20 protein-coding genes are annotated in these 15,379 nt (G+C 62.0%); 13 read left to right on the plus strand and 7 right to left on the minus strand.

The features are described 5' to 3' along the window. The first annotated feature begins 149 nt into the window (after positions 1 to 149). From ACR0NF_RS02345 to ACR0NF_RS02400, 12 genes are read left to right on the plus strand one after another with little or no spacing between them, the layout of a single operon-like run. Entirely contained in the window at positions 150 to 749 is a 600-nt protein-coding gene (locus tag ACR0NF_RS02345; protein ID WP_480666764.1) for a head-tail connector protein, read from the plus strand. After that, positions 746 to 1,084, plus strand: coding sequence for a phage head closure protein (locus ACR0NF_RS02350; protein ID WP_480469470.1), 339 nt, complete (start codon positions 746 to 748; stop codon positions 1,082 to 1,084). The genes ACR0NF_RS02345 and ACR0NF_RS02350 overlap by 4 nt, the downstream gene beginning before the upstream one ends. Further along, positions 1,081 to 1,494: a DUF3168 domain-containing protein gene (locus ACR0NF_RS02355; protein ID WP_480469471.1), complete on the plus strand. Its 414-nt coding sequence runs from the start codon at positions 1,081 to 1,083 to the stop codon at positions 1,492 to 1,494. Before ACR0NF_RS02350 ends, ACR0NF_RS02355 begins: the two co-directional genes overlap by 4 nt. A 20-nt stretch (positions 1,495 to 1,514) precedes the next feature. Next, entirely contained in the window at positions 1,515 to 1,928 is a 414-nt protein-coding gene (locus ACR0NF_RS02360; protein WP_170374021.1) for a phage major tail protein, TP901-1 family, read from the plus strand. Continuing rightward, positions 1,928 to 2,242 (plus strand): gene transfer agent family protein, encoded by a 315-nt coding sequence (locus ACR0NF_RS02365; RefSeq protein ID WP_480777704.1) that lies wholly within the window; start codon positions 1,928 to 1,930, stop codon positions 2,240 to 2,242. Before ACR0NF_RS02360 ends, ACR0NF_RS02365 begins: the two co-directional genes overlap by 1 nt. Further along, positions 2,239 to 2,448 (plus strand): rcc01693 family protein, encoded by a 210-nt coding sequence (locus tag ACR0NF_RS02370; protein WP_480777705.1) that lies wholly within the window; start codon positions 2,239 to 2,241, stop codon positions 2,446 to 2,448. The genes ACR0NF_RS02365 and ACR0NF_RS02370 overlap by 4 nt, the downstream gene beginning before the upstream one ends. Beyond that, positions 2,435 to 3,097 (plus strand): phage tail tape measure protein, encoded by a 663-nt coding sequence (locus ACR0NF_RS02375; protein ID WP_480777706.1) that lies wholly within the window; start codon positions 2,435 to 2,437, stop codon positions 3,095 to 3,097. Before ACR0NF_RS02370 ends, ACR0NF_RS02375 begins: the two co-directional genes overlap by 14 nt. A 12-nt stretch (positions 3,098 to 3,109) precedes the next feature. Beyond that, positions 3,110 to 3,742 (plus strand): phage distal tail protein, Rcc01695 family, encoded by a 633-nt coding sequence (locus ACR0NF_RS02380; protein ID WP_480469475.1) that lies wholly within the window; start codon positions 3,110 to 3,112, stop codon positions 3,740 to 3,742. Next, positions 3,742 to 4,626 (plus strand): DUF2163 domain-containing protein, encoded by an 885-nt coding sequence (locus ACR0NF_RS02385; protein ID WP_480469476.1) that lies wholly within the window; start codon positions 3,742 to 3,744, stop codon positions 4,624 to 4,626. Before ACR0NF_RS02380 ends, ACR0NF_RS02385 begins: the two co-directional genes overlap by 1 nt. Further along, on the plus strand, positions 4,626 to 5,066 hold the full coding sequence (locus tag ACR0NF_RS02390) for an NlpC/P60 family protein (protein WP_480471889.1): 441 nt from the start codon (positions 4,626 to 4,628) through the stop codon (positions 5,064 to 5,066). Before ACR0NF_RS02385 ends, ACR0NF_RS02390 begins: the two co-directional genes overlap by 1 nt. Further along, positions 5,066 to 9,031 carry a baseplate multidomain protein megatron gene (locus ACR0NF_RS02395; protein ID WP_480777707.1) on the plus strand — a complete coding sequence of 1,322 codons (3,966 nt, stop codon included), beginning with the start codon at positions 5,066 to 5,068 and terminating at the stop codon, positions 9,029 to 9,031. The genes ACR0NF_RS02390 and ACR0NF_RS02395 overlap by 1 nt, the downstream gene beginning before the upstream one ends. Positions 9,032 to 9,038: 7 nt before the next feature. Continuing rightward, the gene (locus ACR0NF_RS02400; protein WP_480777708.1) at positions 9,039 to 9,335 is read left to right on the plus strand and encodes a DUF7742 family protein; all 297 of its coding nucleotides are present in this window, start codon (positions 9,039 to 9,041) and stop codon (positions 9,333 to 9,335) included. On the opposite strand, the gene ACR0NF_RS02405 is transcribed toward ACR0NF_RS02400, so the two are convergent. Then, entirely contained in the window at positions 9,316 to 9,654 is a 339-nt protein-coding gene (locus ACR0NF_RS02405; protein WP_480777709.1) for a TraR/DksA family transcriptional regulator, read from the minus strand. The two genes, ACR0NF_RS02400 and ACR0NF_RS02405, sit on opposite strands and share 20 nt — an antisense overlap. Positions 9,655 to 9,738: 84 nt before the next feature. Here ACR0NF_RS02405 and cysE point away from each other — a divergent pair, with 84 nt between their 5' ends. Next, positions 9,739 to 10,548, plus strand: a complete 810-nt coding sequence (gene cysE / locus ACR0NF_RS02410) for a serine O-acetyltransferase (RefSeq protein ID WP_480469480.1) — start codon at positions 9,739 to 9,741, stop codon at positions 10,546 to 10,548. Positions 10,549 to 10,551: 3 nt separating this feature from the next. On the opposite strand, the gene ACR0NF_RS02415 is transcribed toward cysE, so the two are convergent. From ACR0NF_RS02415 to ACR0NF_RS02440, 6 genes are all read right to left on the minus strand, one after another. Then, positions 10,552 to 10,794, minus strand: coding sequence for a hypothetical protein (locus ACR0NF_RS02415; protein ID WP_480469481.1), 243 nt, complete (start codon positions 10,792 to 10,794; stop codon positions 10,552 to 10,554). Between the two features lie 148 nt (positions 10,795 to 10,942). Further along, positions 10,943 to 12,241, minus strand: coding sequence for a pyruvate dehydrogenase complex dihydrolipoamide acetyltransferase (locus ACR0NF_RS02420; RefSeq protein WP_480777710.1), 1,299 nt, complete (start codon positions 12,239 to 12,241; stop codon positions 10,943 to 10,945). Position 12,242: 1 nt separating this feature from the next. Next, positions 12,243 to 12,503, minus strand: a complete 261-nt coding sequence (locus ACR0NF_RS02425; RefSeq protein ID WP_480469483.1) for a hypothetical protein — start codon at positions 12,501 to 12,503, stop codon at positions 12,243 to 12,245. After that, the gene (locus ACR0NF_RS02430) at positions 12,503 to 13,873 is read right to left on the minus strand and encodes a pyruvate dehydrogenase complex E1 component subunit beta (protein ID WP_480469484.1); all 1,371 of its coding nucleotides are present in this window, start codon (positions 13,871 to 13,873) and stop codon (positions 12,503 to 12,505) included. Before ACR0NF_RS02430 ends, ACR0NF_RS02425 begins: the two co-directional genes overlap by 1 nt. 14 nt (positions 13,874 to 13,887) lie before the next feature. Continuing rightward, positions 13,888 to 14,877 carry a pyruvate dehydrogenase (acetyl-transferring) E1 component subunit alpha gene (gene pdhA, locus ACR0NF_RS02435; protein WP_170585104.1) on the minus strand — a complete coding sequence of 330 codons (990 nt, stop codon included), beginning with the start codon at positions 14,875 to 14,877 and terminating at the stop codon, positions 13,888 to 13,890. 172 nt (positions 14,878 to 15,049) lie between these two features. Then, positions 15,050 to 15,349: an FtsB family cell division protein gene (locus tag ACR0NF_RS02440; protein WP_480469485.1), complete on the minus strand. Its 300-nt coding sequence runs from the start codon at positions 15,347 to 15,349 to the stop codon at positions 15,050 to 15,052. Between the last annotated feature and the right edge of the window lie 30 nt (positions 15,350 to 15,379).

Below are 15,379 nucleotides of genomic sequence, written 5' to 3' on the forward strand. Positions count from 1 at the left end.
CAAGGCCCCTCGGGCGGCGGGCGCGGGCCGGGGTGAGATCCCCCGCGTTGTCTAGCTGCTCCCCTCCGTCCGAGCAACGTGGGGCGGCGCGTGCCCGTCATTTTCCAAGGATACGGCCCCGGAGGGGTCCGAGATTGCGGAGTGAATGGATGATGTTGATCGAAGAAACCGCCATCGCGGATGCGGCGCTGCCGGTGGATCAGTTCAAGGCGCATCTGCGGCTGGGCACGGGGTTTGCCGAGGGCAATGTGCAGGACGAGGTGTTGAATGGCTTTCTGCGTGCGGCCATTGCGGCGATTGAGGCGCGCACCGGTAAGGTGCTGATCGAACGGGATTTCTCGTGGAGCCTGAACGGTTGGCGCGATCCAGCAGGTGAAGTGCTGCCGGTGGCCCCGGTGGTCTCGGTTGCTGCGATCACGCTGACGGATGCGGCGGGGACCGACATGGTTGTGGATGCCGAAGCTTACCGTTTGGAGCGCGACATGCAGCGCCCTCAGTTGCGTCCGGTTGGCGCTTGCTTGCCAAGGGTGCAGACCGGCGGCTCGGTGAAGATCGTTTTCACGGCCGGAATGGCTGCGGATTGGGGCGGGCTGCCCGCTGATCTGGGGCAGGCGGTGCTGCTGCTGGCGGCGCATTACTACGAATATCGCGATGAGACGGCGCTGGGCGCAGGGTGCATGCCGTTTGGCGTGACCAGCCTGATCCAGCGCTATCGCACGGTGCGTTTCGGCGCAGGGGTGACGCAATGAGCGCGCCGCGATTGAACCGCAAACTGGTGCTGGAGGCTCCGGTTCGTAGTGCCGATGGTGCGGGAGGTTACACCGAGACATGGGCCGCACTGGGTGCGCTTTGGGCTGAGGTCTCTGCGCGCAGCGGGGCGGAACGGGCTGTTGGTGGTGCCTCGGTGTCGCGGGTTGGCTATCGGATCGTGGTGCGCGGCGTGCCGGAGGGGTCCTCGATGCGGCCTGCGCCGGATCAGCGGTTCGCCGAAGGGACGCGCCGGTTTGTCATTCGTGCGGTGGCCGAGCGCGATCCGCGCGGCCAGTACCTGACCTGTTTCGCAGATGAAGAGGTGGCGGCATGAGCTATGGCGTTGCAGCCGCGTTGCAGGCGGCGATGTTTCAACAGCTTTCGGGGGATGCGCAGGTTAACACGCTTTCGGGCGGTGCGATTTATGACGCGGTGCCCTCGGGGGTGTTGCCGCAGACCTACGTGACCCTGGGGCCGGAAGAGGTGCGGGATGCCTCGGATCGGTCGGGCACGGGTGCCGTGCATCGGTTCACGGTCTCGGTGGTGTCCGAAGCGGCGGGTTTTGGTGCGGCCAAGACACTGGCCGGTGCGGTTTGCGATGCGCTGGAAGGTGCGGCGCTGACTTTGGACCGGGGCCATTTGGTGGGGCTGTGGTTCGAGCGTGCCAGCGCCCGGCGCACGGGAACTGGCGGCGCGATCCGCCAGATCGATCTGAGATTCCGCGCCCGCGTGGAAGATGACTAAGCAATCAACGGAGAGAGCATATGGCTGCCCAGAACGGAAAAGACCTGTTGGTCAAAGTGGATATGAACGGCACCGGCCTGTTCGAGACCATCGCGGGCCTGCGCGCCACGCGGATCAGTTTCAACGCGGAAAGTGTCGATGTCACCAGCCTGGAAAGCCAGGGCGGGTGGCGCGAGCTGTTGTCTGGGGCGGGGGTCAAATCGGCCTCGATCTCGGGTTCGGGCGTTTTCAAGGATGAAGGCACGGATGAACGTGCGCGCCAGTTGTTCTTTGACGGTGAAACGCCCGGTTTTCAGGTGATTATCCCTGATTTCGGCATTGTCGAGGGCCCGTTTCAGGTCAGCAGCATTGAATATGCGGGCTCGCATAACGGTGAGGCGACCTATGAGATGAGCATGGCAAGCGCCGGTGCGCTGAGCTTTACGGCGCTCTGATGGCAAATCCGTGGGCGGGCGAGGTGGCGCTGACCATCGATGGGCAGCAGCGGGTGCTCAAACTGACTTTGGGTACCTTGGCGGAATTGGAACAAAAACTGCAGGCCGGTTCTCTGGTCGAGCTGGTGCAGCGGTTTGAAGGCGGTGCTTATTCCAGCGGTGATGTGCTGGAGCTGCTTGTCGCTGGGTTGCGGGGCGGAGGAGCGCAGGTCACACGCGATGATCTGCTGCATGCCGAGATTGCGGGCGGGCCGATGGCGGGGGCCAAGGCGGCAGCCGAGTTGCTGGCGCGGGCCTTCATGGTGCCTGAGTGAGCGGGTTCGACTGGCCCGCGCTGATGCGGGCCGGAATCCTCGGCCTGCGCCTGACGCCGGACCAGTTCTGGCGTCTGACACCAGCCGAGTTGCGGCTGATGCTGGGCCACGGCGCGGGGATGCCAGCGATGAATCGGGCGGGGCTGGATGCCTTGCTGGCGGCCTATCCGGACAAAGAACAAGGAGAGGGTGATGACGGATCGTGAGGGTTTTGACGACCTGCAGGAGCGGGGAGAGGCGCTGGGCGATGCGCTGGGGGATGCCGCCACCATGGCCTCGGCCTTTGATGGTCAGATGCGGCGGATCAAGGCCGCGTTCGAGGAGACCGGCAAGGATGTGGCCACGCTGGAGCGTGGCATGTCCGGCGGGCTGCGCAAGGCGTTTGATGGCGTGGTGCTGGACGGGATGAACCTGTCGGGCGCGCTGGATGTGCTGAAAAACTCGATGATCCGCACGGCCTATTCGGCGGCGATCAAGCCGGTGACGGATCATTTTGGCGGCATGCTGGCCAATGGGGTTGGCGGCTTGGTGCAGGGGATACTGCCCTTTGCAGATGGTGGCAGTTTCTCCCAAGGCCGCGTGATGCCGTTTGCCAATGGTGGCGTTGTCAGCGGCCCGACGATGTTTCCGATGCGCGGTGGCACCGGGTTGATGGGTGAGGCGGGCCCCGAGGCGATCATGCCGTTGGCGCGTGGAGCGGACGGCAAGCTGGGCGTGCGGACGCAAGGCGCGGGGAGGGCGGTGAATGTGGTGATGAACATCTCCACACCCGATGTGCAGGGGTTCCGCCGCTCACAGGGCCAGATCGCGGCGCAGATGAGCCGGGCCTTGGGCCGCGGCAATCGCAACAGATAAGGGGAGCAGGTGATGAATTTCCACGAGGTGAGATTTCCCGCCAGCCTGAGCTTTGGCTCGGTCGGTGGACCGGAACGGCGCACCGATATCGTGACGTTGGCCAACGGGTTTGAGGAACGCAACACCCCCTGGGCGCATTCCCGCAGGCGCTATGACGCCGGGCTGGGGATGCGGTCGCTGGATGATATCGAGACTTTGATCTCGTTTTTTGAGGCGCGGCAGGGGCAGATGTTTGGGTTTCGTTGGAAGGACTGGTCGGATTTCAAATCGGGCGCGGCGACGGCTGAGGTCGACAAGGGCGATCAGGTCATTGCGCGCGGGGATGGCGAGACCACGGTGTTTCAGCTGATCAAGACCTACAGCTCGGGCGGGTTCAACTATGTTCGGCCAATCCTGAAGCCGGTGCTGGGGACCGTGAAGCTTGGGCTGGATCAGGACGCGCAGCGCGAAGGCGTGGATTTTGAGGTCGATCTGGCGACCGGGCGCGTGATGTTCTCAGCCCCGCCGCCTGAGCAGGTCGAGATTACAGCCGGGTTTGAGTTCGACGTTCCGGTACGGTTCGACACCGACAAGATCCAGACCAGCGTGGCCAGCTTTCAGGCCGGTGACGTCCCGAACGTACCGGTGGTCGAGGTGCGGGTCTGATGAGCGGGGACAAACAGGCGCTGCAGGCGCATTTGCAAAGCGGGCTGACCACCACCTGTCGTTGCTGGGCGATTACGCGCAGCGACGGGCAGGTCTATGGTTTCACGGATCACGATATGGAGTTGCGCTTTGACGGGCTGGTGTTCAAAGCCAGCACCGGTCTGACCGCTGCGGCGATCGAGCAGGCAACCGGCCTGTCGATCGATAATACCGAGGCGATGGGCGCGCTGTCTGATGCCTCGGTCCGGGAAGAGGATATCGAAGCGGGGCGCTTTGATGGGGCCGAAGTGCGGGCCTGGTTAGTCAATTGGGCTGATCCCCAGCAGCGGATGCTGCAGTTTCGCGGCTCGATTGGCGAATTGCGCCGCGCGGGCGGAGCGTTTCATGCGGAGTTGCGAGGGCTGACCGATCTGCTGAACCGGCCTTTGGGACGGATTTATCAGAAACCATGCACGGCGGTGCTGGGGGATCGCGCATGCCGTTTTGCTCTGGACACGCCGGGGTATCGCGCCGAGGCCGAAATTGTCTTGGTCGAGGGTACGGTTTTGCGTTTGCAGGGCGCGGAGGGTGCCGATGCGGGATGGTTTGAGCGGGGCAGGCTGGACGTGCTGGACGGTGCGGCGCAGGGTCTGTGGGCTTCGGTCAAACTGGACGAACAGGCCAGCGGCGGGCGCGTTGTTACGCTGTGGTCCGCGATTGGCGGCGGGCTGGTTGGCGGTGACCGCGTTCAACTGACTGCCGGCTGCGACAAGCGTATGAGCACCTGCCGTCTGAAGTTCGACAACATCCTGAATTTTCAGGGCTTCCCTGATCTTCCACATGAAGACTGGGTGATGGCCACACCGAAGAAAAGCGATCCAAACAGAGGGGGCAGCAGGCGGTGATCGGGGTAAAGCAAGATATTGTTGACGAGGCGCGGCGCTGGCTGGGCACGCCTTATGTGCATCAGGCCTCGGTCCGTGGGGCCGGGGCGGATTGTCTCGGCCTGCTGCGGGGCGTTTGGCGCGCCGTGAAGGGGCACGAGCCCGAGACGGTGCCGGTCTATAGCATGGACTGGTCCGAGCCGCAGGGCGAGGAGCGCATGTGGGCCGCAGCCCGCCGCCATCTGATCGAGAAATCGTCCGACGACATGGCCTCGGGCGATGTGCTGTTGTTTCGGATGCGCGACGCGGCGGTTGCCAAGCATCTGGGGATCGTCAGCGGGTCAGACCCGGTGCGTTTCATCCATGCCTATTCCGGGCATGGCGTGGTTGAAAACACTCTGAGTGAGCCCTGGCGCCGCCGTGCCGTTGCTTGTTTCGCGTTCCCGCTGGAGGATCTCTGATGGCTACTATTCTTCTATCCGCTGCGGGTGCGGCGCTGGGCGGGTCGATTGGAGGGTCGGTTGCGGGTCTTTCGACGGCCATTATCGGTCGCGCGGTGGGCGCAACGCTGGGCCGGGTGATCGACAATCGTCTGATGGGCCAATCGGTCATGGGCGGCGGCAGCGAGGTGGTCGAGACCGGCCGTCTGGACCGATTCCGCCTGACCGAAACCGGCGAGGGTGCGCCGGTGGCCACGGTGTTTGGCCGTATGCGTGTGGGCGGCCAGGTCATCTGGGCGTCGGACTTTCTGGAAACGCGCAGCACTTCGACCACGACCCAGTCCACCGGAGGCGGCAAGGGCAGCTCTCCGAAACCGGCTGAGGTGAAGACGACGACCCACAGTTATAGCTATTCCGTCTCGCTGGCGATTGCGGTCGGGGCGGGCGAGGTTGCTGACATCACGCGCGTGTGGGCGGATGGCGAAGAGGTTGAGCGCAGGTCACTGAACATGCGCATCTATCGCGGCGGTCCCGAGCAACTGCCCGACCCGTTGATCGAGGCCATTGAAGGCGTGGGTCAGGTGCCGGCATATCGCGGTACGGCTTATGTGGTGATCGAAGACCTGCAGCTGGGTCCTTATGGCAATCGAGTGCCCCAATTTTCGTTCGAGGTGGTCCGGCAGGAACAGGAGGGGATGCCCGATGCCGAGGATGCGCTGTCGCGGATCGTGAAAGGCGTCGCGCTGATGCCGGGAACGGGCGAATATGCGCTGGCTTCATCTCAGGTGAACTACAGCAAGGGCAGGGGGCGCAGCTGGGCAGCGAATGTCAACTCGCCCTCTGGTCGATCCGATCTTGTGACTTCGACGCGGGCGCTGACCCGAGAATTACCGGGATGCGAGGCGGCCTCGTTGATCGTATCGTGGTTTGGCGACGATCTGCGCTGCGGTGAGTGTCAGATTCGTCCTAAGGTCGAGCGCAAGAGCGCTGATGGCGAGAACATGCCCTGGAGCGTGTCCGGCGTTTCCCGCGTGGCGGCCAGCAAGGTGCGCTGGGTCGATGGGCGCCCGGTGTATGGCGGAACCCCAGCCGATGCGGCGGTGGTTCAGGCGATCAAGCACCTGAAGAAGACCGGCAAGCGGGTCATGTTCTATCCGTTCATTCTGATGGAGCAGTTGCAGGGGAACGGTCTGCCTGATCCGTGGTCGGATGCAGGCGATCAGCCGCATCTGCCGTGGCGGGGCAGGATCACGTTGGACGTTGCTCCGGGGCGAGAGGGCTCGTCGGATCAGACTGCCGCAGCCGATGCGCAGGTGGCGGCGTTTTTTGGCACTGCACGGGCTTCTCATTTCTCTACCGGCAGTGGCCGGGTCACCTATAGCGGCCCGCAGGAATGGGGGCTGCGGCGGTTCATTCTGCACTATGCGGCCCTGTGCAAAGCAGCCGGAGGTGTGGAGTCGTTCTGCATCGGCTCAGAGCTGCGCGGGTTGACGCAGATCCGTGGCGCTTCGGGCTTCGCCGCGGTTGCGCAGTTGAGGTCACTGGCTGCTGAAGCGCGTGAAATTCTGGGGTCGGGCACCAAGATTGGTTATGCCGCCGACTGGTCCGAGTATTTCGGGTATCAGCCGCAGGATGGCAGCGGTGACCGGTATTTCCATCTGGATGCGCTGTGGGCTGACGACAACATCGATTTCGTGGGCATCGACAACTATATGCCTCTGTCCGACTGGCGCGAGGGTGAGGGTCATCTCGATGCCGGGGTCGGGTCGATCTATGATCTGGGCTATCTGCGCGGCAATATCGAGGGCGGCGAAGGCTACGACTGGTACTATGCCTCGCCCGAAGCGGCAGATGCGCAGGTGCGGACGCCGATCACCGATGATGCTTATGGCGAGCCATGGGTCTGGCGTTACAAGGATTTGCGCAACTGGTGGGCCAACCGGCACCATGAACGCATCGGTGGGGTCCGGCAGGAGAACCCTACGAGCTGGGTGCCCGGGTCAAAGCCGATCTGGTTCACTGAATTGGGCTGTGCCGCCATCGACAAAGGCACCAATCAGCCGAACAAGTTTCTGGATCCGAAGTCATCGGAATCGGAATTGCCAAAATATTCCAATGGTATGCGCGACGACTTTATACTGGTTCAATATCTTCGTGCGATGTTGGCTTATTGGGGTGATCGGCAGACCAATCCGACGTCCGAGATCTATGGCGGCCCGATGGTGGATATGTCGAACGCCTATGTCTGGGCCTGGGATGCGCGGCCTTATCCGACCTTCCCGAACCTGCGTTCGCAATGGACGGACGGCGACAACTATGCACGCGGGCATTGGTTGAACGGGCGTTCTGGCTCACGCACGCTGGCCTCGGTGGTGACCGAAATCTGCCATGGCGCGGGGGTAAGGAATATCGATGTCTCGGCGCTCTATGGTGTGGTGCGCGGCTATGCGGTCGAGGATGTGATGAACGCGCGTCAAGCCCTGCAGCCCCTGATGCTGCGCTATGGGTTCGACGCGATTGAGCGCGATGGCGTGCTGGTGTTCCGCACCCGTGACGGACGTCGACCGCATGAGCTGGAGTCTGAGCAGATCGCTATCAGCTCCGACCTTGATGGGTCAGTCGAGTATCGGCGTGAGGCCGAGGCTGAGATGACGGGCCGCGTGCGGCTGCGCTTTGTTCAGTCGGATGCCAATCACGATGTGGTTGCCGAGGAAGCGGTGCTGCCGGATGACAGCACCCATGCGGTGGCAGTGAATGAGATGCCCCTGTCGATGACCCGCGCCGAAGGGCGGCAGACGGTCGAGCGGTGGCTGAGCGAGTCGCGCATCTCGCGCGAGACGGCAAGATTCGCTTTGCCGCCGTCTCTGTTGCATGTGGGGGCGGGGGATGTGGTGCGTCTGCCTGGCCTCGGGCAGGGGGCGGGAGCGCTCTATCGCATCGACCGGCTGGAGCAGGCCGAGATGCAACTGGCTGATGCGGTGCGGATCGAACCGGGGGTTTATGCGCGCGCTGACATGCAGGATGACGGGGTGACGGCGAAACCGTATACGGCCCCGGTTCCGGTTCTGCCGGTGTTCATGGATTTGCCCTTGATCACCGGTTCAGAGGAACCTCACGCGCCTTATCTGGCGATCTCGGCTGATCCCTGGCCCGGCAGCGTGGCGATCTATTCCGCAGCGCAGGACGAGGATTATGCCCTGCAGGAGGTTATAGCCGGGCAGGCGGTCATCGGGTTTACGGAAACCCCGCTGCGGCGCACCAGTGCTGGCATCTGGGACGAGGGACCGGCGCTGCGAGTAAATCTGATCGACGGGTTGCTAGAATCGCGACCCCGGTCGGCTTTGCTGAGCGGGGCCAATCTGGCGGCGATCGGGGATGGCACTCCGGGCAATTGGGAGCTGTTCCAGTTCGCCGAGGCCAGCTTGCAGGAGACCGGCATCTACCATCTGTCTGGTCGTTTGCGTGGGCAACTGGGAACGGACGCGCTGATGCTGGATGTTTGGCCCGAGGGGTCAAGCTTTGTTCTGCTGGATCAGAGGGTTTACCAGACCAGCCTTTTGCGCACCGAACGGCGGGTGGCCAAGCATTATCGTATCGGTCCTGCAATGCGCGGGTACGAGGATCCGGCCTATGTGCATCTGGTCGAGGCCTTCGACGGCAATGGGCTGCGCCCTTACGCGCCAGCGCATCTGCGGCGGGCGCCGACTGACGCGGGGGACATGTTCACATGGGTGCGACGCACGCGGATTGACGGGGATGACTGGGATGGGCTTGAAGTTCCGCTGGGGGAAGAGGGTGAATCCTACCTGATCCGAATTATCGCTGACGGGGCGGTTTTGCGTGAGACGGTCGCAAGTGCGCCGAGCTGGGAATACTCGGCCGCGATGAAGGCCGAGGATGGCCTGAGCGGTGCGTATGAGATCACGGTTGCGCAGGTCTCGGCCACCTACGGGCCCGGAGCAGTTGCCCGCTTGATGGTTGTCTGACGCGCCCATGCGCCCCGTCTTACACGGAGATATCAGCGCGGCGGCGCGGGCTTTGCTGGCCGCGCCGCCGCCGGAACGTCGTCGATTATGCGTCCGGATGATCGCCGAAGCCGAACGCGCGGACAGGCATGTCCAAGCGACCGGACGGTTGCACCCGGTCTATGGCAACGGCGCGTTGATGAGCGCGGCACGCAGCCGGGCACTGGCGGATGAGCCGGGTTTTGACGATCTGCAATATTGCCAGTGTTTTGAAATGGTTCTGAGCGCCCTGATCCGGTTTCATATCAGCCAGAGGCGCAGCTGACGCATTTGGTGGCGGCCAGATCCAGCTTTAACCTGCCGCGCGGTATATCCTCACCGCAATCCTCGCAATAGCCGTATTCACCCTCGGCCATGCGATCCAGCGCGGCCTGAAGGCGCAGGGTTTCGGTATCCCTGCGCGCCTGCTGCGCCTTGGCCATGGCCTGATTCTGCAAGGCATCCATCCGGCTGAGCCGCCCAACTGCCTGCTGATCGAGCTCGACCACGGCCTGCGCCTCTTGCCCGCTTTCGGATTGGGTTTGCAGGGCAGTCAAGTTTTGGTGGATCAAGTCTTTGAAATACTTCAGATCGTCAGGGTTCATTTTTTGTTGTAGGGCACATCAAGGGTTTGCGTTTGGTGATTTTATCACTAGATGGCATTCTAGGCGGAGCAAAGGATCAAAGCCATGTTTGAAACGCGCAGCCAAGTCACCCCTGTCGATCCGGTTTGGGATCGTATCACATCCGAGGCCCAGGCGGCCGTGGAGAAAGAGCCGCTGATGGGCGGGCTGGTGCATGCCTGTGTTCTGCATCACCGCAGTCTTGAACGCGCATTGTCCTACCGTATCTCGGCCAAGCTGTGCTCGAACGAAATGTCGATGATGGTGCTGCGCGAGATCGTGGATGAGGCCTATGCCGACGACAAGGGGCTGATTGAAGCCGCGCGTGCTGACCTGATGGCGGTGTATGAGCGCGATCCGGCCTGCCACCGGTTGTTACAGCCGATCCTGTACTTCAAAGGCTATCAGGCCATGCAGGCCTATCGCGTGGCCCATTGGCTGTGGCGCAAGGGCCGCCATGATCTGGCCTATTTCTTCCAGATGCGCTCGTCCGAGATTTTCGGGATCGACATTCATCCTGCCGCCAGAATCGGCAAGGGGATCATGATCGACCACGCCCATTCCATCGTGATCGGCGAAACCGCCGTGGTGGGCGACAATGTCTCGATGCTGCATTCGGTGACGCTGGGCGGGACCGGCAAGGAAGAGGAGCAGCGCCACCCCACTATCGGCGACGGTGTTCTGATCGGAGCCGGGGCCAAGGTGCTGGGCAATATCGAGGTTGGTCATTGCAGCCGCATCGCGGCGGGTTCGGTGGTGCTGCAAGAAGTGCCGCCATGCAAGACCGTCGCTGGCATTCCCGCCAAGATCGTGGGTGAAGCAGGCTGCGAGCAGCCTTCGATCTCGATGGATCACATGCTGGGGAAAGACCAGTAAGGATCAGTTCGAGCGGTTGTTCTTTCGGTTCTGCCGCTCGCGCCGCCGCTCTTCACGCTTTTGTTTCCGCAATTCGATGCGCCTCTGACGCTCGGCTTTTTGCTGTGCGATCACGGCAGGGTCGGTGGAATTGAACTTGGAATTCTCACCCGGATAGCTGTTGGGCTTCGCGATTGCAGCCGCAGGGAGTGTAGTTGCGGTCACGGCAACCAGAAGCAGGGTTTTGGTCAGGTCAGAAATGCGCATGGTCCACCTTTGGATTGCAAAACTGTCTGCATGAAGGTGGGGAAATCGGGGGGCGTGAGCAACCGTCGGGCTGATCACGCTTTCTCACATCACAGCGGTGATCGCGAGAGGCCCCGCCGGGGTCTGAACCCCGGCAGCGGCGATTGTGTCAGGCCAGCATGACCATCGGGTTTTCCAGATTATCGACGATGGCTTGCAGCAACTGCGCGCCAAGAGCGCCGTCGATGACGCGGTGATCGACTGACATTGTAACGGACATGACAGTTGCAACCGTCAGCTCGCCATCATCACCTACAACCGGTTTCTTCAGACCAGTGCCTACGGCCAGAATACCTGCATGCGGCGGGTTCACGATAGCGTCGAAATTGTCGATGCCGAACATGCCGAGGTTCGAGACCGCGAAGGTGCCGCCCTGGTATTCATGCGGGGCCAGCTTGCGCTCGCGTGCGCGACCGGCGAGGTCCTTCATCTCGGTCGAGAGTGCCGAGAGTGATTTGGTGTCAGCGTCCTGCAGAACCGGTGTGAACAAGCCGCCTTCGATCGCAACGGCAACCGCTACGTCGGAAGGTTTAAGTTGCAGAACCCGGTCGCCCGCCCAGACAGCGTTGCATTCGGGAACCTGCTGCAACGCGTTGGCGACGGCCTTGATGATGAAATCGTTGACGCTGAGCTTCACGCCCCGGCCTTCGAGCTGCTTGTTCAACTGGCTGCGGAACTTGAGCAGCGCGTCCAGCTTGATATCGCGGCGCAGATAGAAATGCGGGATGGTCTGTTTGGCTTCGGACAGGCGTGCGGCGATGGTCTTGCGCATGCCGTCGAGTTTGATTTCCTCGTAATCGCGCCCTTCGTACATCTTGGCGACAGCATCCGCCGAAGGCCCTGCAGGCGCGGCGGCTGGGGCTGCTGCAGCTGCGGGCGCTGCTGCCGCAGCAGGCGCGGCAGTTGCGCTTTCGACATCCGCCTTGACGATACGTCCATGTGGGCCGGAGCCGGTAATCTGAGCCAGATCCAGACCCTTTTGCGAGGCAATCCGACGGGCCAGCGGGGAGGCGAAGATGCGACCACCATCGGCTTTGACCGGAGCTGCCGGAGCAGGGGCGGGCGCCTCGGGTGCCGCTGACGCGGCAGCCTCGTTGCCCGCTGCGGCTGCAGGTGCAGCCGCTGGAGCAGCGGCGGGTGCGGCCGCGATATCATCAGCGCTTTCACCATCTTCCAGCAGAACTGCGATGGCGGTGTTGACCTTGACGCCTTCGGTGCCCTCAGCGATCAGGATCTTGCCGATGGTGCCTTCGTCGACGGCCTCGAACTCCATCGTCGCCTTGTCGGTTTCGATTTCGGCCAGCAGGTCGCCCGAGGAGACAGTGTCGCCCTCTTTGACGAGCCATTTTGCAAGCGTGCCTTCCTCCATCGTTGGGGACAGGGCGGGCATCAGGATTTCGGTGGGCATCTCAGCGCTCCTCAATCAAAGTAATTTGGTCAAAAGGCGCCCTTGGGCGCCCGGTGCCGCGTGCGAGCGTCGCAATCGCAGCCTCGATTTTATCTTTGTTTTCAGCCATCCAGACATAGGCTGTCTGGTGCGAGGGGCGCGCGCCGATCAACCGCATATCCGCCGCCAGCCGTTCGGGCACAAGCGCCCGCACGGTCCGGTCATCGAGGTCAATCTCGACACGGTAGCATTCGGTTGCTGGATCGCGGCCCCTGATCTCCATTACCGGTAGGTCACCTGTTTCACCGCTGCGATCACCTCATCCGTGGTGATCAGCGCCAGCTTTTCGAGGTTCGCCGCATATGGCATCGGAACATCTTTACCGGTGAGGGTGATGACCGGTGCGTCGAGGTAATCGAACGCTTCCTGCATTACGACCGAACTGATGTAGCTGCCGACCGAACCTTGCGGCCAGCCTTCTTCGACGGTTACCAGACGGTTGGTTTTCATCACCGAGTTGATGATTGCGCCGGTGTCCATCGGGCGGATGGTGCGCAGGTCGATCACTTCGGCGCTGATGCCATCCTCGGCCAGTTTGTCGGCGGCTTCCAGTGCGTATTGCATGCCGATGCCAAAGCTGACGATGGTCACGTCAGAGCCTTCGCGCCAGATGCGCGCCTTGCCCAGCGGGATGGTCAGGTCATCCACCTGCGGTACGTCGAAGGACCGACCGTAGAGGATTTCGTTTTCCAGGAAGATCACCGGGTTGGGATCACGGATCGCCGATTTCAGCAGACCTTTGGCGTCGGCTGCCGAATAGGGCATGACGACTTTCAGACCGGGAATCTGCATGTACCACGCGGCGTAGTCCTGAGAGTGCTGCGCGGCCACGCGGGCGGCGGCACCGTTGGGGCCACGGAACACGATGGGACAACCCATCTGACCGCCGGACATATAGAGCGTCTTGGCAGCCGAGTTGATGATGTGGTCAATCGCCTGCATGGCGAAGTTGAAGGTCATGAATTCGACAATCGGTTTCAGGCCACCAAAGGCCGACCCGACCGCGATACCGGCAAAGCCATGCTCGGTGATCGGCGTGTCGATCACGCGTTTAGGGCCGAATTCGTCGAGCAGACCTTGCGAGATTTTATAAGCGCCCTGATACTCGGCGACTTCTTCACCCATCAGGTAGACGTCTCCGTCACCACGCATTTCCTCGGCCATCGCATCGCGAAGCGCTTCGCGGACGGTCTCGGTCTTCATTTCAGCGTCGGCCGGCCAATCGGGCGACAGGTCCACAACCGGAGCAGCAGGGGCTGCTGTCGGAGCGGGGGCCTCAACCGCCGCAGGGGCGGCTTCGGTCACCGCTGCGGCTGCGGGTGCAGCCGCGGGCAGGGCGGAGGCGTCTTCGCCTTCCTCTACAAGGATTGCGATGGGGGTGTTGACCTTGACCCCTTCGGTGCCCTCGCTGATCAGGATCTTACCGACGATGCCTTCATCGACGGCTTCGAACTCCATCGTCGCCTTGTCGGTTTCGATCTCGGCCATGATATCACCAGAGGATACGGTGTCGCCTTCCTTGACCAGCCATTTGGCCAGCGTACCCTCTTCCATCGTGGGCGAAAGGGCGGGCATGAGAATTTCGGTTGCCATGTCTATTCGTCCTCTCAGGCGTAGATATCGGTCCAGAGCTCGTCCAGTGACGGCTCGGGGCTTTCTTTCGAGAATTCGGCGGCCTGATTGACGATCTCCTTGATCTCTTTGTCGATCGCTTTCAGGTCATCCTCGGTCGCGTGTTTGCCGGTCAGCAGCAGCTCGCGCACATGTTCGATCGGGTCGCTTTGTTCGCGGACCTTCTGAACCTCTTCGCGGGTGCGGTACTTGGCCGGGTCGGACATCGAGTGGCCGCGGTAGCGGTAGGTCTTGACCTCAAGGATGTAGGGGCCTTTGCCCGCGCGGCAGTGGGCCACCGCTTTTTCGCCGGCGGCTTTGACCGCCAGCACGTCCATGCCGTTGACCATTTCACCGGGTATCCCAAAGGCCTGACCGCGGTGGTAGATGTCGGCGGAAGAAGTCGAGCGCGCCTGAGCGGTGCCCATGGCGTATTGGTTGTTCTCGATCACGAACACCACCGGCAGTTCCCACAAGGCCGCCATGTTGAAGGTCTCATAGACCTGACCCTGGTTGGCCGCGCCGTCCCCGAAATAGGTGAAGGTCACGCCGCCATTTTCTTTGTACTTGTCGGCGAAAGCCAGACCCGCACCCAGCGGCACCTGAGCACCGACAATACCGTGACCGCCGTAGAAATGCTTCTCTTTCGAGAACATGTGCATTGAGCCACCTTTGCCCTTGGACAGGCCGCCCTCGCGCCCGGTGAGTTCGGCCATCACGCCGCCGGGATCCATACCGCAGGCCAGCATGTGGCCGTGATCACGGTAGGATGTGATCCGCTTGTCGCCCTCTTTGGCGGCAGCCTCAAGGCCGACAACAACCGCTTCCTGACCGATATAGAGATGGCAGAAACCGCCGATCAGACCCATTCCGTAGAGTTGACCCGCTTTTTCCTCGAATCGGCGGATCAGCAGCATCTCGCGGTAATATGTGGTCAGTTCTTCCGCAGAAACATTTGGTTTCTTTGTGGTTTTTCGCGCAGCCATAGTGGCGATCTCCCCCTTTCGGCAAGATAGTTTAGCGTTAAACTATCTATTAAGGCATTTCTCCTCATCTGGCGAGGGTAAAAGTGACGCGGAGGCAAGCGCGCGAATTGCGGCTGACGGGAGCTTATTTAATGGGCGAGACGGTGCAGAGATTTTTCGACGAAAAATCTTGTCAGCGGATGACGATCTCATCCGCGCGGATCATACCAAGGACCGAGCGGGCCTGCTGATCCAACAGATCGAGATCCAGATAGGTGTCCGACAGGCGACGGGTCAGGTTTTCCATCCGGTCGATCTCGGCGTTCAGTTGGGCCAGATCGCGCGACAGGGCGTTGCGTTCCGCTGCAATCTCAACGCGACGAAACAAGCCATAATCCCCCTGCACTGCGGCAAAGGTGAAATATACGCCCAGCATGAAGGCAACCGAGAAGAAGATGAAAGCCCCCAGACCGGGCCGATGGGAACGGGTCACTGTGTTAACCGCCGTATAACAAACTGCCTC

This window comes from Ruegeria sp. CF4 (genome assembly GCF_056537345.1).

Coding starts and splice junctions, on each gene's coding strand:
- ACR0NF_RS02345 (WP_480666764.1), top strand. CDS start 150: ATGATGTTGATCGAAGAAACCGCCATCGCGGATGCGGCGCTGCCGGTG.
- ACR0NF_RS02350 (WP_480469470.1), top strand. CDS start 746: ATGAGCGCGCCGCGATTGAACCGCAAACTGGTGCTGGAGGCTCCGGTT.
- ACR0NF_RS02355 (WP_480469471.1), top strand. CDS start 1,081: ATGAGCTATGGCGTTGCAGCCGCGTTGCAGGCGGCGATGTTTCAACAG.
- ACR0NF_RS02360 (WP_170374021.1), top strand. CDS start 1,515: ATGGCTGCCCAGAACGGAAAAGACCTGTTGGTCAAAGTGGATATGAAC.
- ACR0NF_RS02365 (WP_480777704.1), top strand. CDS start 1,928: ATGGCAAATCCGTGGGCGGGCGAGGTGGCGCTGACCATCGATGGGCAG.
- ACR0NF_RS02375 (WP_480777706.1), top strand. CDS start 2,435: ATGACGGATCGTGAGGGTTTTGACGACCTGCAGGAGCGGGGAGAGGCG.
- ACR0NF_RS02380 (WP_480469475.1), top strand. CDS start 3,110: ATGAATTTCCACGAGGTGAGATTTCCCGCCAGCCTGAGCTTTGGCTCG.
- ACR0NF_RS02385 (WP_480469476.1), top strand. CDS start 3,742: ATGAGCGGGGACAAACAGGCGCTGCAGGCGCATTTGCAAAGCGGGCTG.
- ACR0NF_RS02395 (WP_480777707.1), top strand. CDS start 5,066: ATGGCTACTATTCTTCTATCCGCTGCGGGTGCGGCGCTGGGCGGGTCG.
- ACR0NF_RS02400 (WP_480777708.1), top strand. CDS start 9,039: ATGCGCCCCGTCTTACACGGAGATATCAGCGCGGCGGCGCGGGCTTTG.
- ACR0NF_RS02405 (WP_480777709.1), bottom strand. CDS start 9,654: ATGAACCCTGACGATCTGAAGTATTTCAAAGACTTGATCCACCAAAAC.
- cysE (WP_480469480.1), top strand. CDS start 9,739: ATGTTTGAAACGCGCAGCCAAGTCACCCCTGTCGATCCGGTTTGGGAT.
- ACR0NF_RS02415 (WP_480469481.1), bottom strand. CDS start 10,794: ATGCGCATTTCTGACCTGACCAAAACCCTGCTTCTGGTTGCCGTGACC.
- ACR0NF_RS02420 (WP_480777710.1), bottom strand. CDS start 12,241: ATGCCCACCGAAATCCTGATGCCCGCCCTGTCCCCAACGATGGAGGAA.
- ACR0NF_RS02425 (WP_480469483.1), bottom strand. CDS start 12,503: ATGGAGATCAGGGGCCGCGATCCAGCAACCGAATGCTACCGTGTCGAG.
- ACR0NF_RS02430 (WP_480469484.1), bottom strand. CDS start 13,873: ATGGCAACCGAAATTCTCATGCCCGCCCTTTCGCCCACGATGGAAGAG.
- pdhA (WP_170585104.1), bottom strand. CDS start 14,877: ATGGCTGCGCGAAAAACCACAAAGAAACCAAATGTTTCTGCGGAAGAA.